The 26,644-nt window shown below is 73.1% G+C and carries 27 protein-coding genes; 17 read left to right on the top strand and 10 right to left on the bottom strand.

Annotation, left to right across the window (positions count from 1 at the left end; genetic code table 11):
• Window positions 1-14: 14 nt before the first annotated feature.
• Genes KDY119_RS09360 through KDY119_RS18860 form a run of 3 tightly spaced genes read right to left on the bottom strand, consistent with a single transcriptional unit; the run spans window position 15 to window position 1,889 of the window.
• A complete protein-coding gene (locus KDY119_RS09360; RefSeq protein WP_036950098.1) occupies window positions 15-482 on the bottom strand; it encodes a PPOX class F420-dependent oxidoreductase in 468 nt (155 codons plus the stop codon).
• A 10-nt stretch (window positions 483-492) separates the two neighbouring features.
• The gene (locus KDY119_RS09355; RefSeq protein WP_153022238.1) at window positions 493-1,593 is read right to left on the bottom strand and encodes a hypothetical protein; all 1,101 of its coding nucleotides are present in this window, start codon (window positions 1,591-1,593) and stop codon (window positions 493-495) included.
• 8 nt (window positions 1,594-1,601) lie between these two features.
• A complete protein-coding gene (locus tag KDY119_RS18860) occupies window positions 1,602-1,889 on the bottom strand; it encodes a type VII secretion target (RefSeq protein WP_036950102.1) in 288 nt (95 codons plus the stop codon).
• Between the two features lie 166 nt (window positions 1,890-2,055).
• Between KDY119_RS18860 and aspS the strand changes: the two genes are divergently transcribed.
• Window positions 2,056-3,861, top strand: a complete 1,806-nt coding sequence (gene aspS / locus KDY119_RS09345) for an aspartate--tRNA ligase (RefSeq protein ID WP_036950104.1) — start codon at window positions 2,056-2,058, stop codon at window positions 3,859-3,861.
• 70 nt (window positions 3,862-3,931) lie between these two features.
• A complete protein-coding gene (locus tag KDY119_RS09340) occupies window positions 3,932-4,735 on the top strand; it encodes an enoyl-CoA hydratase/isomerase family protein (RefSeq protein WP_153022237.1) in 804 nt (267 codons plus the stop codon).
• On the opposite strand, the gene KDY119_RS09335 is transcribed toward KDY119_RS09340, so the two are convergent.
• Together KDY119_RS09335 and KDY119_RS09330 are read right to left on the bottom strand one after the other, a co-directional pair.
• Window positions 4,728-5,234, bottom strand: coding sequence for a globin domain-containing protein (locus KDY119_RS09335; RefSeq protein ID WP_083890827.1), 507 nt, complete (start codon window positions 5,232-5,234; stop codon window positions 4,728-4,730). The genes KDY119_RS09340 and KDY119_RS09335 overlap by 8 nt on opposite strands.
• A 44-nt stretch (window positions 5,235-5,278) precedes the next feature.
• On the bottom strand, window positions 5,279-7,534 hold the full coding sequence (locus KDY119_RS09330; protein WP_036950106.1) for an MMPL family transporter: 2,256 nt from the start codon (window positions 7,532-7,534) through the stop codon (window positions 5,279-5,281).
• 94 nt (window positions 7,535-7,628) lie between these two features.
• On the opposite strand from KDY119_RS09330, the gene KDY119_RS09325 reads away from it, so the two are divergent.
• The 8 genes from KDY119_RS09325 to KDY119_RS09290 all read left to right on the top strand — a co-directional run bounded on the left by KDY119_RS09325 (window position 7,629) and on the right by KDY119_RS09290 (window position 16,133).
• A complete protein-coding gene (locus tag KDY119_RS09325) occupies window positions 7,629-9,011 on the top strand; it encodes a replication-associated recombination protein A (RefSeq protein WP_153022236.1) in 1,383 nt (460 codons plus the stop codon).
• A 218-nt stretch (window positions 9,012-9,229) separates the two neighbouring features.
• Complete coding sequence (gene rpsD, locus KDY119_RS09320) at window positions 9,230-9,856, top strand: 30S ribosomal protein S4 (RefSeq protein WP_036950112.1); 627 nt, start codon at window positions 9,230-9,232, stop codon at window positions 9,854-9,856.
• A 198-nt stretch (window positions 9,857-10,054) separates the two neighbouring features.
• A complete protein-coding gene (locus KDY119_RS09315; protein ID WP_036950114.1) occupies window positions 10,055-10,426 on the top strand; it encodes a DUF948 domain-containing protein in 372 nt (123 codons plus the stop codon).
• On the top strand, window positions 10,423-10,785 hold the full coding sequence (locus tag KDY119_RS09310) for a hypothetical protein (RefSeq protein ID WP_036950116.1): 363 nt from the start codon (window positions 10,423-10,425) through the stop codon (window positions 10,783-10,785). Before KDY119_RS09315 ends, KDY119_RS09310 begins: the two co-directional genes overlap by 4 nt.
• Before the next feature lie 72 nt (window positions 10,786-10,857).
• Complete coding sequence (alaS, locus tag KDY119_RS09305; protein WP_153022235.1) at window positions 10,858-13,578, top strand: alanine--tRNA ligase; 2,721 nt, start codon at window positions 10,858-10,860, stop codon at window positions 13,576-13,578.
• Window positions 13,575-14,042: a Holliday junction resolvase RuvX gene (gene ruvX / locus KDY119_RS09300; RefSeq protein ID WP_036950118.1), complete on the top strand. Its 468-nt coding sequence runs from the start codon at window positions 13,575-13,577 to the stop codon at window positions 14,040-14,042. The genes alaS and ruvX overlap by 4 nt, the downstream gene beginning before the upstream one ends.
• A gap of 64 nt (window positions 14,043-14,106) precedes the next feature.
• Entirely contained in the window at window positions 14,107-15,267 is a 1,161-nt protein-coding gene (gene mltG / locus KDY119_RS09295) for an endolytic transglycosylase MltG (protein WP_036950120.1), read from the top strand.
• Window positions 15,240-16,133, top strand: a complete 894-nt coding sequence (locus KDY119_RS09290) for a shikimate dehydrogenase (protein ID WP_227994597.1) — start codon at window positions 15,240-15,242, stop codon at window positions 16,131-16,133. The genes mltG and KDY119_RS09290 overlap by 28 nt, the downstream gene beginning before the upstream one ends.
• Here the strand turns inward: KDY119_RS09290 and KDY119_RS09285 are convergent.
• Window positions 16,123-16,833 carry a prepilin peptidase gene (locus tag KDY119_RS09285; protein WP_227994596.1) on the bottom strand — a complete coding sequence of 237 codons (711 nt, stop codon included), beginning with the start codon at window positions 16,831-16,833 and terminating at the stop codon, window positions 16,123-16,125. The genes KDY119_RS09290 and KDY119_RS09285 overlap by 11 nt on opposite strands.
• A gap of 109 nt (window positions 16,834-16,942) precedes the next feature.
• Between KDY119_RS09285 and aroC the strand changes: the two genes are divergently transcribed.
• From aroC to aroB, 3 genes are read left to right on the top strand one after another with little or no spacing between them, the layout of a single operon-like run.
• Window positions 16,943-18,160, top strand: coding sequence for a chorismate synthase (gene aroC / locus KDY119_RS09280; protein WP_153022234.1), 1,218 nt, complete (start codon window positions 16,943-16,945; stop codon window positions 18,158-18,160).
• Window positions 18,161-18,168: 8 nt separating this feature from the next.
• Window positions 18,169-18,732, top strand: a complete 564-nt coding sequence (locus tag KDY119_RS09275; protein WP_036950126.1) for a shikimate kinase — start codon at window positions 18,169-18,171, stop codon at window positions 18,730-18,732.
• Window positions 18,729-19,904 carry a 3-dehydroquinate synthase gene (gene aroB / locus KDY119_RS09270; protein WP_227994595.1) on the top strand — a complete coding sequence of 392 codons (1,176 nt, stop codon included), beginning with the start codon at window positions 18,729-18,731 and terminating at the stop codon, window positions 19,902-19,904. Before KDY119_RS09275 ends, aroB begins: the two co-directional genes overlap by 4 nt.
• A gap of 70 nt (window positions 19,905-19,974) precedes the next feature.
• Here aroB and KDY119_RS09265 read toward each other — a convergent pair whose 3' ends face one another.
• The 4 genes from KDY119_RS09265 to KDY119_RS09250 form a co-directional block, all read right to left on the bottom strand.
• Window positions 19,975-20,934, bottom strand: coding sequence for a DUF559 domain-containing protein (locus KDY119_RS09265; RefSeq protein WP_153022233.1), 960 nt, complete (start codon window positions 20,932-20,934; stop codon window positions 19,975-19,977).
• A gap of 211 nt (window positions 20,935-21,145) precedes the next feature.
• On the bottom strand, window positions 21,146-21,913 hold the full coding sequence (locus KDY119_RS09260) for a glycerophosphodiester phosphodiesterase (RefSeq protein ID WP_036950129.1): 768 nt from the start codon (window positions 21,911-21,913) through the stop codon (window positions 21,146-21,148).
• Entirely contained in the window at window positions 21,910-22,914 is a 1,005-nt protein-coding gene (locus KDY119_RS09255) for an alpha/beta fold hydrolase (protein ID WP_153022232.1), read from the bottom strand. The genes KDY119_RS09260 and KDY119_RS09255 overlap by 4 nt, the downstream gene beginning before the upstream one ends.
• A gap of 11 nt (window positions 22,915-22,925) precedes the next feature.
• Window positions 22,926-24,407, bottom strand: coding sequence for an MFS transporter (locus KDY119_RS09250; RefSeq protein WP_153022231.1), 1,482 nt, complete (start codon window positions 24,405-24,407; stop codon window positions 22,926-22,928).
• 33 nt (window positions 24,408-24,440) lie between these two features.
• Here KDY119_RS09250 and KDY119_RS09245 point away from each other — a divergent pair, with 33 nt between their 5' ends.
• From KDY119_RS09245 to efp, 4 genes are all read left to right on the top strand, one after another.
• Complete coding sequence (locus tag KDY119_RS09245; RefSeq protein ID WP_036950140.1) at window positions 24,441-24,881, top strand: type II 3-dehydroquinate dehydratase; 441 nt, start codon at window positions 24,441-24,443, stop codon at window positions 24,879-24,881.
• A gap of 66 nt (window positions 24,882-24,947) precedes the next feature.
• Window positions 24,948-25,577, top strand: a complete 630-nt coding sequence (locus tag KDY119_RS09240) for a hypothetical protein (protein WP_036950142.1) — start codon at window positions 24,948-24,950, stop codon at window positions 25,575-25,577.
• Window positions 25,574-25,993 (top strand): hypothetical protein, encoded by a 420-nt coding sequence (locus KDY119_RS09235; RefSeq protein WP_036950143.1) that lies wholly within the window; start codon window positions 25,574-25,576, stop codon window positions 25,991-25,993. The genes KDY119_RS09240 and KDY119_RS09235 overlap by 4 nt, the downstream gene beginning before the upstream one ends.
• An 87-nt stretch (window positions 25,994-26,080) precedes the next feature.
• Window positions 26,081-26,644 (top strand): elongation factor P, encoded by a 564-nt coding sequence (efp, locus tag KDY119_RS09230; RefSeq protein ID WP_036950145.1) that lies wholly within the window; start codon window positions 26,081-26,083, stop codon window positions 26,642-26,644.

Raw genomic sequence — 26,644 nt, 5'->3', positions numbered from 1 at the left:
CGCCGCCGGCTCCCTCAGCCGTCAGCGAGGCGCGCGGGGAAGCCGCCCGTGGCGATCGGTCCCCAGCCGGTGATCGTCACGCGGATCAGCGACTTGCCCTGCGTGACCATCGCTTCGCGGTACTCGGCCCAGTCGGGGTGCTCGCCGGAGATCGACCGGTAGTACTCGACGAGAGGCTCGACCGAGTCCGGCAGGTCGATCACCTCGGCGGTCCCGTCGACCTGCACCCACGCGCCCCCGAAGTCGTCGCTCAGCACGCAGAGCGTCGCGGCGGGGTCGCGGCGCAGGTTCGCCGCCTTCGCGCGCTCGGGATAGGTGGAGATCACGACGCGGCCGGCGTCGTCGACCCCGCACGTCACGGGGCTGGCCTGCGGGAGCCCGTTCGCGCGGGTCGTGACGAGCACGGCGTGGTGGCGCGGGCGGAGGAACGCGAGGAGGTCGTCGCGGTCCACGGACGTGTTCGTGGCGATGGTGCGAGGCATGGGCCCAGTCTCACACCGCGACGTCGGCGGGGGCGCTCATGAGCCACTCGGTCGCGAACAGGACCTTGTCCGTGAGGGCGAGGAGCTGGTCCCGGAGCTCGACGTGGGGCGAGGAGAACGACAGCCGGGCGACCGACTGCCGGCCCGGCGCCTCGGCCCAGTAGTCGACGAGCAGGAGGGGGAGGTCCGACCCGCCCACCTCGTCGGAGCCGTGGCCGTGCCGCACGCGGCGCAGGAAGGGCCCGGAGAGCGTCTCGGTCCGGGTGAGCGCGTCGGCGGGCTGGGCGGTCGCAGCGAGCTGTTCCTCGAGCCGTCGGAGATGGGTCTGCCTCCCGGTCTCCGGGCCGAGGTCGTGCCAGTAGAGCGTGAGGCCGAGCCCGAGCGCCGCCTCCGTCCCGGGTAGCGCGAGGTATGCCACGACCTGGGCACCGGCCGAGGCGGCCGTCAGCGAGGTCTCGACGAGCCTCGCGCGCAGGTCGCGTCGCAGCGGCCCGCCCTGGTCGCCCAGGATGACCGTCTGCCTCTCGACGAGCTCCCGGACCTGCTCGCCGAGGCGCTCGGGGTCCTCGGGGTCCAGGACGGCCCAGTGGTCGGGCAGGTGCAGCTCGATGCCCACGCCACGCGACCCGCCGGGCCGGCCCGACGTCGCGAGCGCCTCACGGCCCTCCGGGCTGATGCCCGCGCCCGTGCCGTCGAAGAGGCCGGTCGGGTCGTCGTCGGCGGGGTCCGTCTCGAGCAGCGCGAGGAGCTCCGCGACGCCGAAAGTCATGGGGTCCGGCCCGCCCGGGTCGACGACCACGCGTGCGAGGGCCGCGCCGTGGCGGCGGAGGAACGGGGCCAGCGACTCGCGACGACGGACGCTCAGCTCGCGGCCGGGGTCGTTCCCGAGGAACGCCTCGAGCGAGCCCGCGGACGAGAACAGGCAGAGCTCGTACGGCCCGGCCGCGCCCGCGGGCGACGGGAAGACGCGCACCTGCGGCGTGCCGTCCGGTCGGGCCAGGTGCGGCACGAGCGCCGGTCCGTCGCGCAGCGCGGCGCCGGCGGCGGCCCGGTCGTGCGCCTCGAGCGCCTGGCGCAGCGCCGGCGCGGTGGACTGTTCCGGTTCGGGCACGGCGCTCCTCAGCTCGCGTCGGTCAGGGCGTGGGCCAGGTCGTGGTCGGCCTGTTCGAACGCCTCGGCCACCTGGGACGACGCGTCCGCCAGCGCCCGAACGCTTCCCGTGATCTTCTTGCGGGTGTCGTCCCAGTCGTGGGCGAACTTGCGCACGGTGCGGGCCAGGTGCTCGTGCCCGACAGCGGCCGCGATGCGGTCGCTGCGGGCGTTGGCCTGCTCGAGCTCGTCGGCGACGTGGCCCAGGTCCGTGCCGAGCTGTCGTACGGCGTCGAGGTCGACGCGGAGATCGGTCATCGGTCGCTCACCCCCGGACCGGAACGATAGCCGCGGCCCGGAGCGGTGGGACGGTTTTCCACAGGCCGGGTCGCGGTCGTCGTCCGGGCGGGGGCGGGACGGCCCGGGCCGCGGTGCTCCATTAGACTCGGACGGCCCACACCGCCGTTCTCGAAAGGACATCTCCGTGCTCCGCACCCACACGGCCGGCTCGCTGCGAGCCGACCACATCGGTCAGACCGTCACCCTCACGGGCTGGGTCGACCGGCGCCGGGATCACGGGGGAGTGGCGTTCATCGACCTGCGTGACGCGTCGGGGATCGCCCAGGTCGTGATCCGCGACGAGGCCGTCGCGCACCCGCTGCGAGCGGAGTTCGTCCTCCAGGTGACGGGTGAGGTCTCGCGCCGTCCCGACGGCAACGAGAACGCGCACCTCGCGACGGGCGAGATCGAGGTCGTCGCGAGCGACGTCGTCGTGCTGAACGAGTCGGCGCCGCTGCCGTTCCAGGTCTCGACGGCGCTCGAGGGGACCGAGACGATCGGTGAGGAGGCGCGTCTCAAGCACCGCTACCTCGACCTGCGCCGTCCGACGCCGTCTCACGCGCTGCGTCTGCGCGCGAAGGCCAACCAGGCGGCCCGCCGGGTCCTCGACGCGCACGACTTCGTGGAGGTCGAGACCCCGACGCTGACGCGTTCGACGCCGGAGGGCGCCCGCGACTTCGTCGTGCCGGCCCGTCTGGCGCCGGGGAGCTGGTACGCGCTGCCGCAGTCGCCTCAGCTCTTCAAGCAGCTCCTCATGGTCGCCGGGCTCGAGCGGTACTACCAGATCGCCCGTTGCTACCGCGACGAGGACTTCCGCGCCGACCGCCAGCCGGAGTTCACGCAGCTGGACGTGGAGCTGAGCTTCGTCGAGCAGGACGACGTGATCGCGCTCGGCGAGGAGATCCTCGTCGCGCTGTGGGACCTGATCGGCTACCGGATCGAGACGCCGATCCCGCGCATGACCTTCGCGGACGCGATGCGTCTATACGGGAGCGACAAGCCCGACCTGCGCTTCGGCAACCCGCTCGTCGAGCTCACCGACTACTTCAAGGACACCCCGTTCCGCGTCTTCCAGGCGCCGTACGTGGGCGCCGTCGTCATGCCGGGCGGGGCGTCGCAGCCTCGCCGTCAGTTCGACGCCTGGCAGGAGTGGGCCAAGCAGCGCGGGGCCAAGGGGCTCGCATACGTGACGTTCGCCGAGGACGGCACGCTGGCCGGCCCGGTCGCCAAGAACCTGTCCGACGCCGAGCGGGAGGGGCTGCGCGACGTGACGGGCGCGAACCCGGGCGACGCGGTCTTCTTCGCCGCCGGCAAGGTGACGCAGTCCCGCGAGCTCCTGGGCGCCGCCCGCCTGGAGATCGCGAAGCGCACGGGCATGATCGAGGAGGGCTCCTGGGCGTTCGTGTGGGTCGTCGACGCGCCGCTGTTCAAGCCGACCGGTGAGGACGACGACGTCGCTGTGGGCGAGGGCGCCTGGACCGCGGTGCACCACGCGTTCACGAGTCCGACGCCGGACTGGATCGACACGTTCGAGCAGGACCCCGGGAACGCGCTCGCCTACGCGTACGACATCGTGTGCAACGGCAACGAGATCGGCGGTGGCTCGATCCGTATCCACCGCCGCGACGTGCAGGAGCGGGTCTTCCAGGTGATGGGGATCGACGAGGCGCAGGCGCAGGAGAAGTTCGGCTTCCTCCTCGACGCGTTCCAGTTCGGCGCGCCGCCGCACGGCGGGATCGCCTTCGGGTGGGACCGGATCGTCGCGCTCCTCACGGACTCCGAGTCGATCCGCGACGTCATCGCGTTCCCGAAGTCGGGCGGCGGCTACGACCCGCTGACGGGCGCGCCGGCGCCGATCACCGTCGAGCAGCGCAAGGAGGCGGGCGTCGACGCGAAGCCCGTCGAGAAGCGCGGCGAGGCGCAGGGCAGCGAGCCCGCCCCGGCCGCCTGACACCGGTCGCACTCCGCGGGCCCGTGGTCTCTACCCGAGACCGCGGGCCTGCGGCGTCTAGCGTGACCGCGTGACCACCCCCTTCACCTCGGTCGATGCGGCGCTCCTGGAAGCAGGTCGCGTGCGCGCGTCGCTCGACGGACCGGTGCTCACGGTGACGCTCGACCGTCCGGAGGCGCGCAACGCCCAGACGCCCGCGACGTGGCGTGCTCTCGCGGCGGTCGGGGAGGCGGTCCCGCGCGACGTGCAGGTCGTCGTCCTGCGGGGGGCCGGCGCGTCGTTCTCGGCCGGTCTGGACCGCGCGATGCTCAGCCCCGGCGGGATTCCGGGCGAGCCGAGCCTCGCGGATCTCGTCGCCGCCGGCGAGGACCGGACCGTCACGGCCATCGCCGAGTACCAGCGAGCCTTCACCTGGTGGCACCGGGTCGACGCCGTGACCGTCGCGGTCGTCCGGGGGCACGCCGTGGGCGCGGGGTTCCAGCTCGCCCTCGCGTGCGACCTGCGCGTCCTCGCCGACGACGCGCGGCTCAGCCTCCGCGAGGTCCAGCTCGGCCTGGTCCCCGACCTCGGCGGCACCAAGCCCCTGGTCGAGCTCGTCGGGAAGGCCCGCGCGCTCGAGATCGCTGCCACCGGCCGCTGGGTCGACGCAGCCGAGGCCGAGCGGATCGGGCTCGCGAACGCCGTCGTCGGCACGGACGCCCTCGACGACGCCGTCGGCGACCTGGTGGCGAGCCTGCTCGCCCCGCCCGCCGGTGCGGTGCGCGCGGTCACCAGCCTCCTGCGCGACGCGGCCACGCGGACGGCCGACGAGCAGCTCGCGGCGGAGCGCACCGCGCAGGCCGCGCGGCTGCGCGACCTGGCCGGGCTCAGCTGATCGGACCGTCCCACCCCCAACGGGGGAGGCGGAGGTCGTGGGGAACGTCGGCGGGCGTCGGCCAGCCATGGTTCACGAGGTCGTTCGACCACACGAACCAGCGCGTCAACGTGTCGCGGAGAGCCGGGTCGCCGGGGATCCCGGCGTCGTCCAGGGCCGCGACGAAACAGGCCGTGGCCGCGACGTCGAGCGAGGTGTGCGGACCGTTGCCCGAGTGGGTGCGGACGATGTCCGCCTCGGTGCCGAGCGCGGACGTGTAGGCGGGCGGGCCGCCGAGGGACTCGCCCCAGTAGGCGGCGAGGCGCTCCGAGTGGCGGGGGTGGAGGGGACGCCGTGTGAACGGGTGCGCCGCCTCCGGGTCGGCCAGGCAGCGCGCGTGCCACGCGTGGGCGAGCGCGAGGATCGCCGCGGCGCCACCGCACGCCTCGAAGACCGTCGGTCGTTCCGGCGGGCGGTGCACGGCGTCGTCGGCGGGGGCGCTGCGCTGCGGCTCGCTCATGCCCGCCACGCTAACGCGCTACGCCCCGACGGACAGCGTCGCGGTCACGACCGGACGGCACCGCGCGCCGACAGCCTCGTGAGCCAGCGCGGCCCCCACCAGTTGGCGCGACCGAGCAGCGTCATCGTCGCGGGGACGAGCAGCATCCGCACGAGCGTCGCATCGATGAAGACGGCCACCGCGAGCGCGAACCCGATCTCCTTGGTCACGAGCAGACGCCCGGCCGCGAAGCCGGCGAACACCACGATGATGATCGCTGCTGCGCTCGTGATGATGCGGCCCGAGCGCTGCAGGCCCAGCCGGACGGACTCCCGCGGCGAGACCCCGGCATCGTGGAGCTCCTTGATCCGGGACAGCAGGAAGACCTCGTAGTCCATCGCCAGGCCGAACGCGAACGCCAGCACCAGCGCGACGACGTACACCTCGATGCCGCCGGTGCTCGTGAAGTCGAGCAGGCCGGACAGGTGCCCGTCCTGGAAGACCCACACCAGCACTCCGAGCGACGCGAAGATCGAGAGCGCGTTCGTCAGGAGGGCCTTGATCGGAAGCACCACGGAGCCGGTCATGACGGCGAGGAGCACGAACGTGGCGAGCGCGATGATCGCGACCGCCCACCAGAGCCGGTCGGCGAGCGCGGAGGTGAAGTCGACCTGCCCCGCGGCCTGCCCGGTCACGTAGAAGGTCGTGGTGACGCCCCGGTCGCGCAGGTCGCGGATCTCGTGGACGACGTCGACGACGGCCGTGCTGCCCGGGTCGTGGTCGCTCGTCCGGACCCCCAGGACCTCGATGCCGTCGCCCTGGGCGGGCGGGTCGACGGACTGCACGCCGTCCAGGACCGCGATCCTGCCGGCGAGCTCCTTGCCCTGCTGCTCGGTGCCCTGCACGACGACGCGCAGCTCGGGGCTGCGCGAGGCCGGGTACTGGTCGGAGAGCTCGGCGACGAACTGGCGGGACTCGCTGTCGGACGGGAGGAGCTCGATCCCGGAGTTCCGGAGCTGCAGCCCCGCGGCGGGCGCCGCGAGCACCGCGAGGACGGCGACGCAGCCCACGAGCACGAGGAGCGGGTGGCGTTGGACCCGGGTCGCGAGGCGCGAGAAGACGCCCTCGTCCGCCGACACGTCGGACGTGCGGGCGAGGACCGCCCGGAGCCCGGGGATCCGGCCGACGACGCCGGGCCGTGCCAGGCGGGTCCCCGACATCCGCAGCAGCGCGGGCACGAGCGTGAGCGCTGTCGCGAGCGCGAGGAGGATGATCGCGACGCCCGCGACGCCGATCGCGCGCATGAGCTCGGGCTCGAAGATCGCGAGCGTCGCGATGGAGATCGCCACGGTGAGCGCGGAGAAGGCGACGGTGCGCCCCGCGGTCGACACGGTGGCGACGAGCGCCTCGTGCGCGCTGCCCCCGCGTCCGCCGCGCCGTCGTCGGCGGGGCGTGGTGCCGTCGTCGGGCGCATCGGCACGCGCGAGCTCCTCGCGGTAGCGCGAGACGACCAGCAGGCCGTAGTCGATGGACAGGCCGATGCCGAGGACGGTCACGACGTTGATCACGGTCGCGTCGACGTCGAGCACGTACGTGAGCAGGTAGAGGACCCCGAAGCCACACCCGATCGACGCGAGCGCGCCCAGGATCGGCATGCTCGCGGCGAGGAGCCCACCGAAGACCAGGACCATGATCACGAGCGCCACGGGGAGCGCGATCGCCTCACCCGTGCGCAGATCCTTCTCGAGCTGTTCGGTGATCGCGTGCACGACGAGGTCGTCGCTCGAGACGCGCACCGTGGCGTCCGGTGCGACGGAGCCGACGTCCGAGGGGATCTCCCGCAGCCGGTCGACGACGGCGTCCTCGGCGGCCTTCGTCTGGGTGTCGCTGAGCGACGCCTTGAGGTCGACGACCACGATGAACCCGTGCCCGTCCTGGGCGATCAACGGCTTCGCGGCGTCGGACTTCGGGCCGTCGGGCAGGACGAACGGGTCGATGACCGTGTCGACGCCGTCCGTGCCGGTCAGGTCCTCGTGCAGCGGTCCGAGCGCGGTCGCGAGGCCCTTGGTGGTGGGCGGCGCGTGGTCGACGATCACGGTGATGCTGACGGCCTGCTCGCTGGAGGAGTTGATGAGCGCCAGCCCGGTGGCGCTCTCCGAGCCGCTGACCTGTGGCTCTCCCGACGTCACGCGGTCGAACAGTCCTCCGTCGGAGCCGATACCGGCGACGGCGACCAGGTAGGAGACCGCGGCGACGAGCACCCAGGCGGCGACGGCGCGGAGCGGGTGCCGCGCGACGGCGCGACCGAGGCTGGCGAACACGGGGTCAGCATTCCATCCCGTGCGCGGGTGCGTCACGCTCGCGGGGCCCGCGCGCGTGCCCGCTCTGTGGGTCGCGCTGCGTACCCTCGGTGTCATGGACGTGCTCGGGGACCTGTTCGACGCCGCCTCGACCGGCCCCACGGGCCTGCCCGAGGTCCCCGCGTCCGCGCCCCTCGCCGTCCGGATGCGTCCGCGGACGCTCGACGAGGTCGTCGGCCAGGCCCATCTCCTGCGTCCGGGCTCGCCGCTGCGCCGGCTCGTGGACGACGCCGCGGGGGACGCGGGGCGCGCCGCGCCGTCGTCGGTGATCCTGTGGGGCCCGCCGGGCACGGGCAAGACGACGCTCGCGTACCTGGTCGCGCGGTCCTCGGGACGCCGCTTCGTGGAGCTGTCCGCGGTGACGGCGGGGGTCAAGGACGTGCGCGCCGTGATCGACGACGCACGCCGCCGGCTCGTGAACGGCGGCCAGGAGACCGTGCTGTTCGTCGACGAGGTGCACCGGTTCTCCAAGACCCAGCAGGACGCGCTCCTGCCGAGCGTCGAGAACCGCTGGGTGACGCTCGTCGCCGCGACCACGGAGAACCCGAGCTTCTCCGTCAACGCGCCGCTCCTGTCGCGCTCGCTCCTGCTCACGCTCGAGCCGCTCACCGGGGACGACGTCCGGGCGGTCGTGCGACGGGCGCTCGACGACGAGCGCGGCTTGGCCGGCTCGGTGGTGCTCGAGGAGGACGCGGAGGACCACCTGCTGCGCCTGGCCGGCGGCGACGCGCGCAAGGCGCTGACGATCCTCGAGGCCGCGGCCGGTGCGGCGCTGTCGGAGACGGGCCCGGGCACCGGGACGCCGGGCGTCGACCTCGAGACCATCGAGCGCGCCGTCGACGTCGCGGCGGTGCGCTACGACCGCGACGGCGACCAGCACTACGACGTCGTGTCCGCGTTCATCAAGTCGATCCGCGGGTCCGACGTCGACGCCGCGCTGCACTACCTCGCGCGCATGGTGGCGGCGGGGGAGGACCCGCGCTTCATCGCGCGGCGCCTCGTCATCTCCGCCGCGGAGGACGTGGGCATGGCCGACCCGTCGGCGCTCCAGACGGCTGTCGCCGCGGCTCAGGCGGTCGCGCTCATCGGGATGCCCGAGGGGCGGATCGTGCTGGCCGAGGCGGTCGTGCACCTAGCGACCGCCCCGAAGTCGAACGCCGCCTACCTCGGGGTCGACGCGGCCCTCGCCGACATCCGCGCGGGACGCGTGGGCACGGTGCCGTCGCACCTGCGCGACGCGCACTACGCGGGCGCCGAGAAGATCGGCCACGGCGAGGGGTACCGGTACGCGCACGACGCGCCGCACGCGATCGCCGCGCAGCAGTACCTGCCCGACGAGCTCGTCGGGCGCCGCTACTACGAGCCGAACGACCGCGGGTACGAGCGCCAGGTGCAGGATCGCCTCGCTCGCATCCGTCAGATCCTCGACGGCGACTGACCGGGGCGTTCCGGCCCGCCCCGGACCGCCCGGCGCGTTCCGTGACGTGGTGCCGCGTGCGGTAGCATTGACGGGTTGCCCGTTCGGGCGACCCCTGGGACCTCGGCCCCGTAGCCCGCTCGTCTCGACAGAGCGGGGCTCGTCGGCTGGTCCAGCGCCGCCGGTCTTCCGACCGCCCGGTGCGACGTCAGAACACGACAGGAAGAGAAGGAACAACCGTGTCCTCTGTGACCCGCTCGCGCCGTCAGGTGCGTCTGAGCCGTGCGCTCGGCATCGCCCTGACCCCGAAGGCCGTCAAGCACTTCGAGAAGCGCCCCTACCCGCCCGGCGAGCACGGCCGCGCCCGCCGCCGCACCGAGTCCGACTACGCCGTCCGGCTGCGCGAGAAGCAGCGTCTGCGCGCCCAGTACGCGCTCCGCGAGAAGCAGCTCGCTCGCGCTTACGAGGAGGCCCGCAAGGACAAGGGCCTGACCGGTGAGGCGCTCGTCGAGAACCTCGAGACGCGTCTCGACGCCCTCGTGCTGCGCTCCGGCTTCGCCCGCACCATCCTGCAGGCGCGCCAGGCCGTCGTGCACCGCCACATCCTCGTGGACGGCAAGATCGTCGACCGTCCCTCGTTCCGCGTGAAGCCGGGCCAGACCATCCAGGTCAAGCCGAAGAGCCAGGCCACCACGCCGTTCCAGGTCGCCGCCGCGGGCGCGCACCGCGACGTGCTCCCGGCCGTCCCGGGCTACCTCGAGGTCCAGCTCGAGAAGCTCTCCGCGCAGCTGACCCGCCGCCCGAAGCGCGCCGAGGTCCCCGTGACCTGCGAGGTCCAGCTCGTCGTCGAGTACTACGCGCGCTGACCCAGCCCGCCGCACGTCGGACGCCCCGCTTGCCCGCTCAGGTGCGAGCGGGGCGTCCGTGTGTCCGGGCCCGGTCCGCGGCTGCGCGTGCACGACGCGCGGCCCCGGCCGACCGGGCGCCGCACGAGCCCGGCCACCTCGGTAAGGTGGCGTCGCGGCCCGCACGGGTCGTCTACCCGGACAGAGATGAGGGAGCACATGAGCGTCGGTGACGTGGCGGGACTGATCGCGGCGATCGCGTTCGTCCTGCTGGTCGGGTTCCTCGCCGTACCGCTGCTCAAGCTGGGACGTGTGCTCGACGAGACGCGCGAGTCCGTGCGGCAGATCACCGAGCACTCGGTCCCGATCCTCGACGAGGCCGCCACGACGGTCGCCTCGACCAACGGCCAGCTCGCCAAGGTCGACGTCATCACGACGTCCGCGGCGCAGGTCAGCGAGAACGTGTCCGCGCTCACCGGTCTGTACGCCGCGACGATCGGCCGCCCGCTCGTCAAGGTCGCCGCGTTCAGCTACGGAGTCCGCAAGGCGTTCGCCCGCGCGTCGGGCCGCGGCTCGGGTGGTGCCGCGTGAGGCGCCTGTTCTGGATCGGTGTCGGCGTCGCGGTGACCGTCGTCGTGGTCCGCCAGGGCCGCAAGATCGTCGCCCGCTACGCGCCCGCGTCGCTCGTCGACCAGGCGACCGACCGCGCCAACGCCGCCGGGGGGCGCGCCGTGACGTTCGTCCGGACGTTCGGCGAGGAGTTCCGCACGGCGCGCGACGCGCGCGAGGCCGAGCTCGAGGCAGCGCTCCTCGCGGAGGGTCAGCCCGCTCCCGACGACGTCCGGCGGGCCCGCGCCGAAGGTCGTCGCCCGGGTGACGCGAGCGCTGCGGACCCGCGCGGCGTCCCGCGCGACGAGGATGATCCCGACGTGGGTTACGCGTTCTTCTGACGCGGACCCCTCCGCCTGCACGACACCATGACGACCGCCCGCCGCGGCGGGCCGCCCGAACCGAAGGACCCCATGCGTACCGCCGAGATCCGTCAGCGCTGGCTCGACTACTTCGAGTCGAAGGGGCACACGCTCGTCCCCAGCGTGTCCCTGGTGTCGCCCGACCCCTCGATCCTCTTCACGATCGCGGGCATGGTCCCGTTCATCCCGTACATCCTCGGCTCGCAGGAGGCGCCGTACAAGCGTGCCGCGAGCGTGCAGAAGTGCATCCGCACCAACGACATCGAGAACGTCGGCCGGACGACCCGGCACGGGACGTTCTTCCAGATGGCGGGGAACTTCTCGTTCGGCGACTACTTCAAGGAAGGTGCCATCACCTACGCCTGGGAGCTGCTCACGTCCGAGCAGTCCGAGGGCGGGTACGGCCTCGAGGCCGACCGGCTGTGGGCCACGGTGTGGGAGGAGGACGACGAGTCGTACCGCGTCCTGACCGAGCAGGTCGGTCTGCCGGTCGACCGGATCGTCCGGCTGCCCCGCAAGGAGATCTTCTGGGACACCGGCCAGCCGGGGCCGGCCGGTCCCTGCTGCGAGTGGTTCTACGACCGCGGCGCGCAGTTCGGACCCGACGCGACCGGCGGGCAGCACCCGGTGTGGCCCGAGGACGCGGCCAGCGAGGACCGCTACATCGAGATCTGGAACCTCGTCTTCGACCAGTACCTGCGCGGCGAGGGACAGGGCAAGGACTACCCGCTGCTCGGTGAGCTCGACCAGAAGAGCATCGACACCGGGCTGGGCGTGGAGCGGCTCGCGTACCTGCTCCAGGGCAAGAACAACCTCTACGAGATCGACGAGGTCTTCCCGGTCATCGAGCGCCTGCAGTCGCTCACCGGAAAGCGGTACGCCGACGGCACCTCCGACGAGGACGACGTCCGCATGCGTGTCGTGGCGGATCACGTGCGTTCGGCCCTCATGCTCGTCGGCGACGGCGTCCGGCCGTCGAACGAGGGCCGTGGCTACGTGCTGCGTCGGCTGATCCGGCGGGCCGTGCGCTCGGTCCGGCTGCTCGGCTACGACGAGCCGGCGCTCGTCGAGCTGCTGCCGGTGTCCAAGGACGCGATGAAGGCGTCCTACACGTACCTCGAGGACGACTTCGCGCGCATCAGCGAGGTCGTCTACGCGGAGGAGGAGTCGTTCCGCCGCACGCTCGCGCAGGGCACGACCATCCTCGACACGGCGGTCGCCCGCGTGAAGAACGGGACAGCGGCCGGGACGACGCCGGTCCTGGGCGGCGACGAGGCCTTCGCGCTCCACGACACCTACGGCTTCCCCATCGACCTCACCCTCGAGATGGCCGCCGAGCAGGGCGTCGAGGTCGACGAGAAGGCGTTCCGCGACCTGATGGCCGAGCAGAAGCGCCGCGCGCGCGCCGACGCGCTCGCCAAGAAGACCGGCCACGCGGACCTGCGTGCCTACGAGTCCGTCGAGAAGGAGCTCACCGCTCCCGTCGAGTTCCTCGGCTACACCGACACCAAGGCGGAGGTGGGGGTCGCCGGCCTCCTCGTCGACGGCGTGCCGGCGCCCGCCGCGACCGCCCCGGCCGACGTCGAGGTCGTGCTCGACCGGACCCCGTTCTACGCCGAGGCCGGCGGGCAGCTCGCCGACCACGGCACGATCGTGCTCGACAGCGGCGCGACCATCGAGGTCGACGACGTGCAGCGCCCCCTCAAGGGCCTCTCGGTGCACCGGGGGCGTCTCGTCGAGGGGACCGTCGCGCTCGGCGACCGGGGGACCGGGACCATCGACCTCGCCCGCCGCAAGGCGATCAGCAAGGCCCACAGCGCCACGCACATGATCCACAAGGCGCTGCACGAGGCGGTCGGCCCGGACCGCACCCAGGCCGGGTCGGAGAACTCGCCGAACCGCGTGCGCTTCGACTTCCGGTCGGCGTCGGCCGTCCCGCAGAGTGCGCTCGGCGAGATCGAGGAGCGGGTCAACACCCTGCTCGTCGACAACCTCGACGTGACCGACCAGGTCATGCCGATCGCCGAGGCCAAGTCGCTCGGCGCCATGGCGCTGTTCGGGGAGAAGTACGGCGACCGGGTCCGGGTCGTGTCGATCGGAGGCGACTGGTCACGCGAGCTGTGCGCCGGGACGCACGTCAAGCAGTCCGGCGAGATCGGCCGCGTCACGCTGCTCGGGGAGTCCTCCGTCGGGTCGGGCGTGCGGCGTGTCGAGGCGCTCGTCGGCGACGGTGCGTACGGCTTCCAGGCCAAGGAGCACGCGCTCGTCGGGCAGCTCACCCAGCTCGTCGGGGCTCGGCCCGAGGAGCTCACCGACCGGGTGTCGTCCTTGATGTCGCGTCTGCGCGACGCGGAGAAGGAGCTGGCGGGCGTCCGTCAGGGCCAGCTGCTCGCCCAGGCGGGTCCGCTCGCCGCACAGACCGGCCAGGTCGGGTCCGTCCGCGTCGTGACGCACGACGCCGGCGACGTGGCGTCGGCCGACGACCTGCGCGCGCTCGCGCTCGACGTCCGGTCGCGCCTCGGCGAGGCCGACCCGGCCGTCGTCGCCGTCGCGGGCGTCGCGAAGGGCCGCCCGCTCGTCGTGGCCGCGACGAACGGCTCGGCCCGCCAGGCCGGCGTCCGAGCCGGCGCCCTCGTCAAGGCTGCCTCGGGCGTCCTCGGCGGCGGCGGTGGCGGCAAGGACGACGTCGCCCAGGGAGGCGGCCAGGACGCAGCGGCCGTGCCCGCGGCGCTCGACGCCGTCCGTGACGCGGTGGCCGCGCAGGCGTCGTGACTCTCGAACGAGGGCCACGCCTCGCGATCGACGTGGGGACCGTCCGGGTCGGGCTCGCTGCGAGCGACCCGGACGGCCTCGTCGCCACCCCGGTGGAGACGCTGCGTCGCGACACGGCCGCCGCAGCCGACGTCCGGCGCATCGTGGACGAGGTGGTCGAACGGGGTGCACGTGTCGTGTACGTCGGGCTGCCACGCCACCTCTCGGGTGCCGAGGGTGCTTCCGCACAGGCCGCCCGCGCGTACGCTGGGGTGGTCGCGCGAGCGATCGACCCCGTGCCCGTCCATCTCGTGGACGAGCGCATGTCGTCCGTGAGCGCGCACCGCTCGATGCAGCAGGCGGGTCGTCCGGGCCGCAAGCAGAGGTCCGTGGTCGACCAGGTAGCGGCGGTTATCATCCTCCAGACCGCCCTCGACGCCGAGCGTCGCGCAGGGGAGCGGGCAGGCGAGCTCGTCACCGCATGAGTCGCCCGCGCACGGCAGGCGGGGGAGCACGAACGAAGACACGACGGGAAAGAGGTAGGACGGCATGACGGACCTGTTCTCGGCACCTCCGCCGCCGACGACCGGCCCCGCGCCCGCCACCTCTCGCACCGCTCAGCGCCGCCGTCAGAAGGCCTCGGCTGCTGCGCGCCGTCGGCGGCGTCGACGCCGGGTCGTGGTGCTGTTCCTCGCGCTCGTCGTGGTGGGCGGAGCGGGATGGTTCGTGTACGAGCACGTGCTGCCGGGTCTGTCGTTCGGGTCGTTGCACCCGAAGGCCGAGGACTACACGGGACAGGGCACGGGTTCGGTGCAGGTCACGGTGAACCCGGGTGACACCGGCACCGCGATCGGGAACACGTTGCTGGAGGCCGGGGTCGTCAAGAGCGTCAAGGCCTTCACCGCGGCATACAGCTCCAACCCGAACTCTGCCGGGATCCAGCCTGGTGTGTACACGTTGCGCAAGCAGATGAAGGCGTCGGAGGCGGTCTCGATGCTCGCGGCGAACACCGGGCGCGTCGAGTACCAGGTCACGGTTCCCGAGGGGTACACGGTCGACCAGATCGTCTCGCGGGCCAGTGGGGTGACGGGGATCCCGGCATCGGAGTTCGCGAAGGCGAAGAAGAACACGAAGGCGACGGGTCTGCCGGCTGCGGCGAAGGGGAACTACGAGGGCTGGTTGTATCCGGCGACGTACTCGTTCGACCCGGACGTGTCGGCGACGCAGATCCTGGCTCAGATGGTCGCGCAGACCAAGGCGGAGCTGAAGAAGCTCAAGGTGCCGTCCTCCGAGCAGGAAGAAGTCCTCATCAAGGCCTCCCTGATTGAGCGCGAGGCGAAGATTCCTGCCGACCAGCCGAAGATGGCGCGCGTGATCGAGAACCGCCTCGACCGCGGCATGACGCTCGGGATCGACGCGGCGGTCGCCTACGGGGCGCACAAGTCGGGCACCGACCTGACCAAGGCGGACCTGGTCGACAAGAAGAACCCCTACAACACACGGGTGCTGACGGGCTTGCCGCCCGGCCCGATCGCGTCACCGGGCGAGAGCGCGGTCAAAGCCGTGCTGCACCCGGCGGACGGCGACTGGCTCTTCTGGGTCGCGGTGAACCTGGACACGGGCAAGACGAAGTTCGCAGTGACGTACCAGGAGCAGCAGGAGAACGAGAAGGAGCTCGAGGCGTGGCAGAAGGCGAACCCGTCCAAGTGACGCGCCGGCGCGCGGCCGTCCTCGGCCACCCGGTCTCGCACTCTCTCTCGCCGGTCCTGCACCGCGCCGCCTACGCGGCGCTGGGTCTGGACGACAGGTCGTACTCGGCCGACGACGTCACCGAGGACGCGCTGCCGGCGTTCCTCGACGGCCTCGACGACACGTGGGCGGGCCTGAGCCTCACGATGCCGCTCAAGCAGGCGGTCATCGAGCTGCTCGACGACGTCACGCCGCTCGCGCTCCAGGTGCGGGCCGTCAACACGGTCGTGCTCGACGGCGAGGGGCGGCACGGCTCGAACACGGACGTGCACGGGCTGGTCTCGGCGTTGCGCGAGGGGCTCCTCGCCGTGTCGGTTGATCGCACGGGTCGTGCCGCACCGTTCGCACCACCCGTCGTGGGCTCCGCCGCGGTGCTCGGCGCGGGGGCGACGGCGGCCTCGGCCCTGGCCGCGCTGCGGGAGCTGGGGTGCATCGAACCGGTCGTCTACGGGCGCTCGCTCGTGCGGACGGCCGACCTCGCGGAGGTCGCGGAGCGGCTCGACGTGCGCCCGCGCTTCGTGCTCCTCGACGACGCGGCGCGGCGGCTCCCGGGGCACGACGTGATCGTCTCGACCCTCCCACCCCACGCGGCCGACGGTCTCGCGGCCGAGCTCGCGGGCCCCGTCGAGGGCCTGTTGCTCGACGTCGCGTACGACCCGCGGCCGACCGCGCTCGCCGCGGCGTGGCGGGAGGCGGGAGGCGACACGGTCGACGGGGAGCGGATGCTCCTGCACCAGGCGGCCGAGCAGGTCCGCCTCATGACTGGCCGCGCAGCGCCCCTGGAGGCCATGGACGCCGCGCTGCAGGAGGCGCTCCTCACCCGCTGACGGCCGGTGCGGCCAGAGGCGCCAGGACGATCGCGAGCAGCGCTCCCGCCAGCACGAACGGGCCGAACGCGACGGCCGTCTTGCGGTGCGCTCGCCGCAGTGCGAGCAGCGCGACGGACCAGAGCCCGCCCAGCAGGAAGGCCAGCAGCACCCCGCTCGCGAGCACGCCCCATCCGGTCCAGGCCAGCGGCAGCCCGACCAACCACGCCAGCTTGACATCGCCGCGCCCGAGGCCGCCGAGCCGGGAGAGCACGGCGTAGAAGCCGGCCGTGACGGTGGCGCCGACGACGGTGCGGAGCGCGGCCGCGCCGTCGGCCGTGACGAGCGCGGCCCCGCCGAGCGCGACCACGACCAGGAGGATGCCCGGGTAGGTCACGACGTCGGGCAGACGGTGGGTGCGTGCGTCGACGACGCACAGGGGGCCCGCGACGAGGGCCAGCACGACGAGGGCCGGCGCCGCCACGACGACGAGCCGGGCGGTCCCGCCCACGGTGGGGTCGTGCCGTCCCGCGACCGCGGCGCCGACCGCGATCCCGACGAGCGCGAGAGCGACTGTCGTCACCACCGATGCGGCGACACGCACCGGGGCCACCTCCCGCCGCAGCGCCTCGGCGAGACTCCGCGGGGAGCGCAGCACCGACGCCCCGGTGAGCGGGAGATCGGGCGCGTCGGTCGGGGAGGTGGGCTGCGTCGTCGGCACGGCGGCACTGTAGCGAGACGCCGCGCGTCGTATCGCGGTCGTCCACAGGGTGTGGTCCAGGCACCGGACGGCGGCCGTCCACGCCGTGGGCACGTGGAAGAATCGGCCCATGCTCCGTTGGTTGACCGCAGGTGAGTCGCACGGCCCGGCGCTCGTCGGGATCATCGAGGGCCTGCCGGCCGGGGTCGAGCTCGTCTCCGACGACCTGCGGGCGGCCCTCGCGCGCCGGCGCCTGGGGTACGGGCGCGGCTCGCGGCAGAAGTTCGAGCAAGACGAGCTCACCGTGCTCGGCGGCCTGCGCCACGGGCTCACGCAGGGCGGTCCGCTCGCGATCCAGATCGGCAACACCGAGTGGCCCAAGTGGGTCGACGTGATGGCAGCCGACCCGGTGCCTCCGGAGGCGCTCCTGGTCGACGCGGGCACGGGCGACGAGCGCGAGATCGCCCGCAACCGGCCCCTGACCCGGCCCCGCCCGGGGCACGCGGACCTCGTCGGGATGCGCAAGTACGGCTTCGAGGACGCGCGCCCCGTGCTGGAACGGGCGTCTGCGCGGGAGACCGCGACCCGCGTCGTGCTGGGCCGTGCCGCCGCCGCGTTCCTCGAGCAGGCGCTCGGGGTACGGCTCGTGTCGCACGTCGTCGCGATCGGGTCGGTCGACGTGCCCGACGGCGCGGCGCTGCCCACGCCCGACGACGTCGCCGCCCTCGACGCCGACCCGGTGCGCTGCTTCGACCCGGCGTCGTCGGCCGCGATGGTGGCCGAGATCGACGAGGCCAAGAAGGACGGCGACACGCTCGGCGGCGTCGTCGAGGTGCTCGCGTACGGGGTGCCGTCGGGGATCGGGTCGTACGTGTCGGCGGACCGGCGGCTCGACGCACGCCTCGCCGGCGCGATCATGGGGATCCAGGCGTTCAAGGGCGTCGAGGTCGGCGACGGCTTCCGCACCGCGCACCGGCGCGGGTCGCAGGCGCACGACGAGATCGTCCGGGGCGAGGACGGCCTCATCCAGCGGGCGTCGAACCGGGCCGGCGGCGTCGAGGGCGGCATGAGCAACGGCGAGGTCGTGCGCGTGCGCGGGGCGATGAAGCCGATCTCGACCGTGCCGCGCGCGCTCGCGACCGTCGACGTCGTGACGGGCGAGGCCGCGACCGCGCAGCACCAGCGCTCCGACGTGTGCGCCGTGCCGCCCGCCGCGGTCGTCGCCGAGGCCGAGGTCGCGCTCGTCCTCGCGCAGACCGCGCTCGAGAAGTTCGGCGGCGACTCCGTCGCCGAGGTGCGTCGCAACGCGCAGGCGTACCTCGCGGCCGTCCCCGAGCTGCTCCGCTGAGCCGCGCGATGTCGCCTCGACCCGTCGTGGTCCTCGTCGGACCGCCTGCGAGCGGCAAGTCGACCGTGATGCGACACCTCGCGCGGCGGCTCGGCGTCGAAGGGCGTGACACCGACACGGACGTCGAGGAAGCGGCAGGCCTCGCGATCGCGACGATCTTCGCCGAGCAGGGCGAGCCGGCGTTCCGGGCGCTCGAGCGGGACGCGGTCGCCGCCGCTCTGGCCGGGCACGGCGGGGTCCTCTCGCTCGGCGGGGGCGCTGTGCTCCACCCCGACACGCAGGAGCTGCTCGCCGCGTACGCTGCTGCGGGCGGCGTCGTCGTGTTCCTCGACGTGAGTCGTCCGCACGCCGCGCGCCGCCTGCGGGGCGACACCAGCCGGCCGCTGCTCGCGGGCGACGCCATGACCCGGTGGGACGAGCTCATGACGGCGCGCCGACCCGTCTACGAGGCGGTCGCCACCCTGCGCGTCACCACCGACGTGCACGGCCCGAGGCGCGTCGTCGACGAGATCGCCCGGCACATCGAGCGGGCCCGGCACGATGCCGCGCCCGGGACGGAGGAAGACGCGTGAGCGAGTCGCCCGTGGACCCGGCGGGCCCGGCGCCCGAGGTCGTGACCGTGCGAGGGGACGCACCGTACGACGTGCTCGTCGGCCGGCATCTGCTCGGCGAGCTGCCGCGGCTGCTCGGTGAGAACGTGCGCCGGGTGCTGATCGTGCACCAGCCGTCGCTCACCGCGTCTGCGGAGGTCGTGCGCGACGACCTCGAGGCGAGCGGCTACCAGGCGTTCCTCGCCGAGGTCCCCGACGCCGAGGAGGCCAAGTCCGCGCAGGTCGCAGCCTTCCTCTGGGGCGTGCTCGGCCAGGCGGACTTCACGCGCTCGGACGCGATCATCGGTGTCGGCGGGGGAGCGACGACCGACCTCGCCGGGTTCGTCGCCGCGACCTGGCTCCGCGGGATCCGCGTCGTGCACGTCCCGACGACGCTGCTCGCCATGGTCGACGCGGCCGTGGGGGGGAAGACGGGGATCAACACCGCCGAGGGCAAGAACCTCGTCGGCGCGTTCTACCCTCCCGCCGGCGTCCTCGCAGACCTGGCGACGCTGGAGTCGTTGCCACGGTTCGAGTTCGTCGCCGGGCTGGCGGAGGTCGTCAAGACCGGCTTCATCGCAGACCCCCGGATCCTCGAGCTCGTCGAGGCGCACGCGTCCGAGCTGCGCGACTGGGGCTCGTGGGAGGCGACCGGTGGCGAGCCGTCCGACGAGCTGCGGGCCGTCGTGGCCGAGCTCGTCCAGCGCTCGATCGCCGTGAAGGCCGCCGTCGTAGGGGAGGACCTCAAGGAGGCCGGCCTGCGGGAGATCCTCAACTACGGCCACACCCTCGGGCACGCGGTCGAGCTGGCCGAGCGGTACGGGTGGCGGCACGGGGCCGCCGTCTCTGTCGGCATGGTCTTCGCGGCCGAGCTGTCGCGGCTCGCGGGCAAGCTCGACGACGAGGTCGTCGACCGGCACCGCGCCATCCTGTCGTCGCTCGGCCTCCCGACCACGTACCGCGGGGACCGCTGGGACCAGCTCCTGACCGCGATGCGTCGCGACAAGAAGACGCGCGGCGACCTGCTGCGGTTCGTCGTGCTCGACGACGTCGCGCGCCCCACGCGGCTCGAGGGTCCGGACCCTGCGCTGCTCCAGGCGGCGTACGCGGAGATCTCGTCGGACGCACCGTCGTCGCGCACCATCTCCCTCTGATCGACACGCTCTCCCTCCCGCGAAGTAGTACGGCCGCCGGTATACCTCGCGAGGTATACCGGCGGCCGTACTACTTCGCGGTCTCGCTACGGCGGCGAGCCTGCGCGCGGCGGATCTCGTCGGCGATCGCGTCCAGGTCGAGGAAGTCGTCCCAGCGAAACCGAAGGATGATCCATCCCTCGCGCTCGAGGGCCGCCTGTCGTTCACGCTCCCGACGGCGCACCTCGACCGGGTCGCCGTACTTCCCGCTGTACTTCTCCTCGCCGTCGAACTCGATCCCGATCTTGAGCTCCGCCCATCCGAGGTCGACCCAGAACTTGCCGATGTCCGTCACGACGGGGATAGCGGTGGACGGCGGGCGCAGCCCGGCGTCGAGGGCCACCCAGCGGACGATGCTCTCGCCCGGCGACTCGGAGGTTGCGACCGCGAGAGGGAGCAGTTCGCGGGCCTGACGAACGCCCCTCTTGCCGCGGCTCTCCTCAAGGATGGTCGCCATCAGTCGACGGTCCGCTCCCTTGCGGAGCGCGGCATCGAGTACGACGAGCGCCGACCCGGGGCGGAGCATACGGGCGCAGTCGACCGCTGTCCGCTCCAGCGACGTTACGGGGACTCCGCTGACGGACGACCGGTCGCGGACGGGCAGGTCCGTCCAGTGTCGCCGGATCGTTCGTTCGGTCGACCGACGGATCGCCGGATTGTGCAGCTCGGTCAGGTGTACGAGGCCGTCGGACTTCCACGTCCAGCAACCCCACAAGACCGCCGCCGTCACGTGGCTGAACCAGAACTCCCCCCGGAGGCGCTCGACGGAAGCGCGGACCTGTTGAAGCATCTGCGCTTGGATGCGCTTCGCGACGCTGTCCTCGACGACGCGCGGCCCGTAGACGCCGGGACGTATCCGGGTGAGGGTGCCCTCGCGGACTTGGTCCTCGATCTCGCGTCGGCGTTCGCGCGTGTAGATCTCGACGTCAGGCAGCAAGGGCGGGTCCAGCGAGACGCCGGCGTTCCGGGGCCTCTCCATGGGATTCGTCATGGCCGGCAGCATGGACCGTCGACGGCGGCGTATGCGGCGCGTACACCGTCCGTTGTGGACGGAGCAGGAAATCCACAGGTGCGCCGTGGCCCAGGCCCGCTCGAAACGACCGCGAAGTAGTACGGCCGCCGGTATACCTCGCGAGGTATACCGGCGGCCGTACTACTTCGGGGGGATGGGTGGGCGGGTGAGTGGGTGGGATGGGGCGGGGTCAGGGGGCGAGGCCTCGCTCGGCGAGGACGTCACGGAGCAGGTCGGCGCGGTTCGTGACGATCCCGTCGACGCCCAGGTCGATCAGCCGCCGCATCTCGGCGGGGTCGTCGACCGTCCAGACGTGGACCTGCCGGCCCGTCCGGTGCGCCGCGGCGAGGGTCCGCGCATCGACGACGCGCACCGGGCCCTGAGCCGCCGGGACCTGGAGGCAGTCGACGTCCCGCAGGGCGCGTCGCACCCCAGGTAGCGACCGCACGCGCGCGGCCAGCAGGAACCGCACCACCTCGCCCTGCCCGGCCGACGTCGCGACCGGACGGCTCAGCCGCGCGACCGTTGCGCGCCGTCTGGCGACCGAGAACGACGTCACGCACACCCGGTCGTGCGCGCGCGTCCGCTCGACGGCCTCGGCAACGGGCAGCACCCCGGACTCGCCCTTGACGTCGATGTTGACCCGCAGGTCGGGCCAGGTGCCGAGGAGGTCGTCGAGCCGCGGCACGGGCTCGACCCCGCCGATCCGGGCGCGCCGGACGACGTCCCAGGGCAGCTCGGCGACGACACCGCGCGCGTCCGTGGTCCGGTCGAGCGTGGCGTCGTGCAGCGCGACCGCGACGCCGTCGGTCGTCCCGTGCGCGTCCGTCTCGACGTACCGGAACCCGAGCTCGCGCGCAGCCTCGAACGCGCGGAGCGAGTTCTCGAGCCCGTCGAGCGAGAACCCGCGGTGGGCGAGCGCCAGGAAGGGCGCGTCGAGGTACGGCGTCGTCGTCATCGGGCCGCCTCCAGCCGTGAGTCGAGCCACGCGAGCATGGCGTCGAGATAGACGCCGCGTGGTCCGTCGGCGGACAGCGTCAGGTCGTGGACCCCACCGTCGACGACGAGGTCGGTCACGTCCCGCCCGAGGCGAGGAGCGAGCCGGGCGATCGAGCGGACGTCGAGCACGGTGTCCTCACGGTCGAGGTCGGGGTTGTCCTCGCGGTCGGGTCCGGAACGCGCCGACCGGGCGGCGAGCACGGGTGCCGCGATCTCGAGCCCGCGTGCGACCCGCGCCTGGCCGCGACGCACCGCGCGCAGCCAGCCCGCCCTGACCGGGAGGCCTTCGGGCCGCTTCAGCGTCCTGTCGAACTCCCACCGACCGCCGCCCTCCACGTGCTGGTGCGCCGCGTAGACCGAGGGCGCGCTCGTCATGGGGCGCAGCGCCGCGTACGGCCCGACGGCGTCGAGCAGCCGTGTCCCGACGGTCCGGTTGAACCAGCTCGACCGTAGGTCGAGGAACGGGCTGTCGAGGACGAGCAGGTCGGGGCCGTCGTTCCGACGGACGGAGTGTGCCCAGAGCGACGCGGTGAGGCCCCCCGTGGAGTGCGCGTGGACGACGAGCGGGACGTCGGGATGCAGGGCGCGCGCGGCGGCCGCGGCGAGCGCGAGGTCGGCGGCGTGCTCGTGGAGGTCGTCGACGTAGTGAGGGACCTCGCCCGGGCGCCAGGACCGGCCCGCTCGGCGCAGGTCAGCGGCGACGAACGCGTAGCCGGCCGCGGCGAGGGTCTGCGCGAGGTGGCGCTGGAAGAAGTAGTCGTTGTACCCGTGCACGTGCAGGACGACGGCGCGCGGCCCGGCCCCGTCCTCACCCCCGAGGCGGCCGCGGGACGCGCGGACGAGGGTGATGCGCGGTGGCACGGCGCCACCGTGGCCGCGGGTGCCCGCTCGGGCGGCGCCCGGGGCGGGGAGCGTGGCGACCTGGAAGGCGTCGCCGAGCTCGTCGTCGGGCCTCCACATCGGCGCCCCGCTCACGCGGTCGCCCCGGCGCTGTCGACGTCCCGGAGACCACCGATCCCGCGGCCGCGCGGGAGACGTACGAGCAGGAGCAGGACGAGCCCGAGGACCAGCACGGCGACGATGCCGAGGATGCCCCAGTACTGGTGGCCGGTGAGTGACACCAGCGTCGAGAACGCGAACGGCGCGAGGAAGCTCGCGGCCCGCCCGGTCGTGGCGTAGAGCCCGAAGATCTCGGTCTCGCGACCGGGCTCGGCGAGGCGCCCGAGCAGGGCCCGGCTCGCTGACTGCGCCGGCCCGACGAACGCGGACAGCAGGAGACCGAAGATCCAGAAGGGCGTCTGGCCTCCGTCGTGCAGGACGAACACCGCGGTCCCGGCGACGACGAGCCCGACGAGCGACCCGATCACGACCCGTCGTGGCCCGATGCGGTCGTCGAGCCAGCCCGCGCTGACGGTGCAGATCCCGGCGACGACGTTGGCTGCGATCGCGAAGACGATGACCTCGCTCGAGCTGAACCCGAACGTGCCGGACGCGATCACGGCGCCGAAGGTGAAGACCCCGGCGAGACCGTCCCGGAAGACCGCGCTCGCGACGAGGAAACCGAGCGTGGAGCGGCTGGTACGCCAGAGGCGGGCGAGGTCGCGGAAGAGCTGACGATAGGCGGCGGCGACGGCGCCGAGCCCGCGCGCCCGGCGCGCGCCGTGTCCGGTCGCGGCGGTCTCCGCAGCGGCCGGCTCGCTCACCCCGCCGGTGAACGGTGGCTTCCGGCGCTCCTGCACGACGACGAGCACGGGGATCGCGAAGATCCCGAACCAGAGCGCGGCGATCACCATGGAGACCCGGAAGTCGAGGCCGTGGTCGTCGGTCACCCCGAACCAGCCGACGTCGGGGTTGATGAACCCGACGAAGAGGATCAGCAGCAGGACGATCCCGCCGACGTACCCGGCGCCCCAGCCGATGCCGCTGATCCGGCCGATGGTGCGCGGCGTCGAGATCTGCAGGAGCAGCGCGTTGTACGCGACGCCAGCGAGCTCGTAGAACACGTTCCCGACGGAGAGCAGGACGACGCCGAGCACGACGGCGCGCGAGAGGTGGCCGGGGACGGGCTCGACGAACCAGAGCGCGAGCATCGTCACGAAGACGACGGCCGAGTTGGCGCCGAGCCAGAGCTTGCGACGCCCGGACCGGTCGGCGAGCGCTCCGAGCGCGGGGGCGAGGACGGCGATGAGGACGCCGGCGACGGTGAGGCCCCAGCCGAGCCATGCCGAGTGTCGGGCGGTGACGGCGTCGACGTCCTTGCCGGCCTCGACGAAGGTGTCGCTGGTGAGCCAGGGGGTGAAGACGAAGGTCGTGACGACAGCGTTGAACGCGGCTCCGCCCCAGTCCCACAGCGACCAGGCGGTGACCTGGCGCCGGAGGTGCGGTGGTGCGGGCGCGCCGCTCGCGTCGTCGGGCGAGGGGCGTGGGGTCCGGGCGGCGCTGCGTGCGGGCACGAGCGCATGCTACGGCCCGCTACCCTCGGGAGCATGACGCGCGTGCTGGTGCTGAACGGTCCGAACCTGGGTCGCCTGGGGGTGAGGGAGCCCGACGTGTACGGGGCGCTGAGTCTCGCCGACCTGCGGGAGCAGGTGGCTGGGTGGTCGGACGAGCTGGGTGTGGGCGCCGAGGTGCGGCAGACGGACGACGAGGCCGAGCTCGTGCACTGGTTGTACGAGGCCGTGGACTCGGGCGCGCACGTGGTGCTGAACCCGGCGGCGTTCACGCACTACTCCTACTCGTTGCGGGACGCGGCGGCGATGGTCACGAAGGCGGGCCTGGTGCTGGTCGAGGTGCACATCTCGAACCCGATGGCGCGCGAGGAGTTCCGGCACACGTCGGTGATCGGGCCGGTGGCGACCGGCACGGTGGCGGGGTTCGGCTTCGACTCGTACCGGCTGGCGCTGCTGGCGGTCGTCGCCAAGGCGTGAGCCTGGTCTCCCCGGAGTAAAGGCCTGAGGCTTGATTCTTCAGAATCAAGGGCATAACCTTGTGGCATGTGGGTCCTGACGATCGACCAACGTGCCAGTCGCCGCCGTGGCGACCGGGTCCCGGAGCTGCTCGGCGCGCTGCCGGGCGCAGGCGCCCCGGGCGTCGTGCTCGGGTTCGACCGCACGGTCGGCGACGAGGTCCAGGGCGTGCTCGACGACGCGCCCACGGTCCTCGACGTCGTCCTGCGGGTCGCCCGGCTGGGGGAGTGGAGCGTGGGGGTCGGCGTCGGACCGGTCGACGAGCCGCTGCCCGCGAGCACGCGCGAGGGCTCGGGCGCGGCGTTCGTCCGGGCTCGCGAGGCGGTCGAGCGGGCCAAGCGTCGCGCGGGCGAGCTCCCGGTCGCCGTCGTGGGGGACGACGGCGGGTCCGCGGCCGAGCGAGCGGCCGACGCCGAGGCCGTGCTCCAGCTTCTCGCGAGCGTCGCCGCGCGTCGGACCGATGCCGGCTGGGAGGCCGTCGACCTCGTGGCGGCGGGCCTCAGCCAGCGTGCCGCCGCCGCCCGCCTGGGCGTGTCGGCGCAGGCGGTCAGCCAGCGGGTGCGGGCTAGCATGTGGCCCGAGGAAGCCGCGGCGCGTCCGCTCGCGGCACGGCTGCTCGAGGAGGCTGACGTGAGCGGCACAGGTGTCAGCGCATGAGCGCCGGCCAGGCCCTCGCCGTCGCCGGCATCTCGGTGGGGCTGCTCGCAGTGAGCGTGCTCGGAGGCCTCGTCGTCGTCCCGGCGGTCCTGCGGGCCGCCGGCCGCACGTCCGCGAGCGAGGCGAGCGGGAGTGCCGACGCCGCGCCCTCGCCCGAGGCCCCCGACGCTGCGGCGGTGCTTCGCGGCGGCACCTGGATCGGCATCCTCGAGCGGCTCGCCGTGACCGGCTGCCTGCTGGCGGGATTCCCCGCCGGGGTCGCGGTGGTCGTCGCTGTCAAGGGCCTCGGGCGCTACCCCGAGATCCGCGACAACCCCGGAGTCTCGGAGCGGTTCGTCATCGGCACCCTCGCCTCGCTCGCGTGGGCGGGCGCGGCCGGGCTGCTCGGTCTGTGGCTGAACGGGCTCGTCAGGTAAGATTGCCTGGGCTTTTTCTCGGGTTCGCGCCCGAGCTCAGACCCGACGGGCCGCAGCGGCCCTCACCCCCGACTCAGGAAGCAGAACGTGGCGACCACCAACGACATCAAGAACGGCACCGTGCTCAACCTGGACGGCCAGCTCTGGACCGTCATCGAGTTCCAGCACGTCAAGCCCGGCAAGGGCGGCGCGTTCGTCCGCACGAAGCTCAAGAACGTGCTCTCGGGCAAGGTGGTCGACAGGACGTTCAACGCCGGCGCGAAGATCGAGACGGCGAACGTCGACAAGCGCGACATGCAGTACCTGTACCGCGACGGCGACGACTTCATCTTCATGGACACCGTCACCTACGACCAGCTCCCGGTCGCGGCCACCACGGTCGGCAGCGCGTCGGACTACATGCTCGAGAACCAGAACGCGATCGTCGCGACGCACGACGGCTCGCCGCTGTTCGTCGAGCTCCCCGCCTCCGTGGTCCTCGAGGTCACGTACACCGAGCCCGGCCTGCAGGGCGACCGCTCGACGGGCGGCACCAAGCCCGCGACCCTCGAGACCGGTGCGACCATCCAGGTCCCGCTCTTCCTCGAGGCCGGCACGAAGGTCAAGGTCGACACCCGCGATGGGTCGTACCTCGGCCGCGTGAACGACTGA

This window comes from Luteimicrobium xylanilyticum, assembly GCF_009429125.1.
GTDB classification, from domain to species: domain Bacteria; phylum Actinomycetota; class Actinomycetes; order Actinomycetales; family Cellulomonadaceae; genus Luteimicrobium; species Luteimicrobium xylanilyticum.
This window is presented reverse-complemented; position numbering and strand designations above follow the sequence as displayed.

Bases quoted from the DNA above. Each gene is read 5' to 3' on its own strand.
- KDY119_RS09335 (WP_083890827.1), bottom strand. From the start codon at position 5,234: ATGAGCGAGCCGCAGCGCAGCGCCCCCGCCGACGACGCCGTGCACCGC.
- KDY119_RS09260 (WP_036950129.1), bottom strand. From the start codon at position 21,913: ATGACGACGACGCCGTACCTCGACGCGCCCTTCCTGGCGCTCGCCCAC.
- KDY119_RS09360 (WP_036950098.1), bottom strand. From the start codon at position 482: ATGCCTCGCACCATCGCCACGAACACGTCCGTGGACCGCGACGACCTC.
- aroC (WP_153022234.1), top strand. From the start codon at position 16,943: ATGCTCCGTTGGTTGACCGCAGGTGAGTCGCACGGCCCGGCGCTCGTC.
- KDY119_RS09265 (WP_153022233.1), bottom strand. From the start codon at position 20,934: ATGACGAATCCCATGGAGAGGCCCCGGAACGCCGGCGTCTCGCTGGAC.
- KDY119_RS09315 (WP_036950114.1), top strand. From the start codon at position 10,055: ATGAGCGTCGGTGACGTGGCGGGACTGATCGCGGCGATCGCGTTCGTC.
- KDY119_RS09245 (WP_036950140.1), top strand. From the start codon at position 24,441: ATGACGCGCGTGCTGGTGCTGAACGGTCCGAACCTGGGTCGCCTGGGG.
- KDY119_RS09240 (WP_036950142.1), top strand. From the start codon at position 24,948: ATGTGGGTCCTGACGATCGACCAACGTGCCAGTCGCCGCCGTGGCGAC.
- KDY119_RS09325 (WP_153022236.1), top strand. From the start codon at position 7,629: ATGGACGTGCTCGGGGACCTGTTCGACGCCGCCTCGACCGGCCCCACG.
- alaS (WP_153022235.1), top strand. From the start codon at position 10,858: ATGCGTACCGCCGAGATCCGTCAGCGCTGGCTCGACTACTTCGAGTCG.
- KDY119_RS09255 (WP_153022232.1), bottom strand. From the start codon at position 22,914: ATGTGGAGGCCCGACGACGAGCTCGGCGACGCCTTCCAGGTCGCCACG.
- KDY119_RS18860 (WP_036950102.1), bottom strand. From the start codon at position 1,889: ATGACCGATCTCCGCGTCGACCTCGACGCCGTACGACAGCTCGGCACG.
- mltG (WP_036950120.1), top strand. From the start codon at position 14,107: ATGACGGACCTGTTCTCGGCACCTCCGCCGCCGACGACCGGCCCCGCG.
- KDY119_RS09235 (WP_036950143.1), top strand. From the start codon at position 25,574: ATGAGCGCCGGCCAGGCCCTCGCCGTCGCCGGCATCTCGGTGGGGCTG.
- KDY119_RS09275 (WP_036950126.1), top strand. From the start codon at position 18,169: ATGTCGCCTCGACCCGTCGTGGTCCTCGTCGGACCGCCTGCGAGCGGC.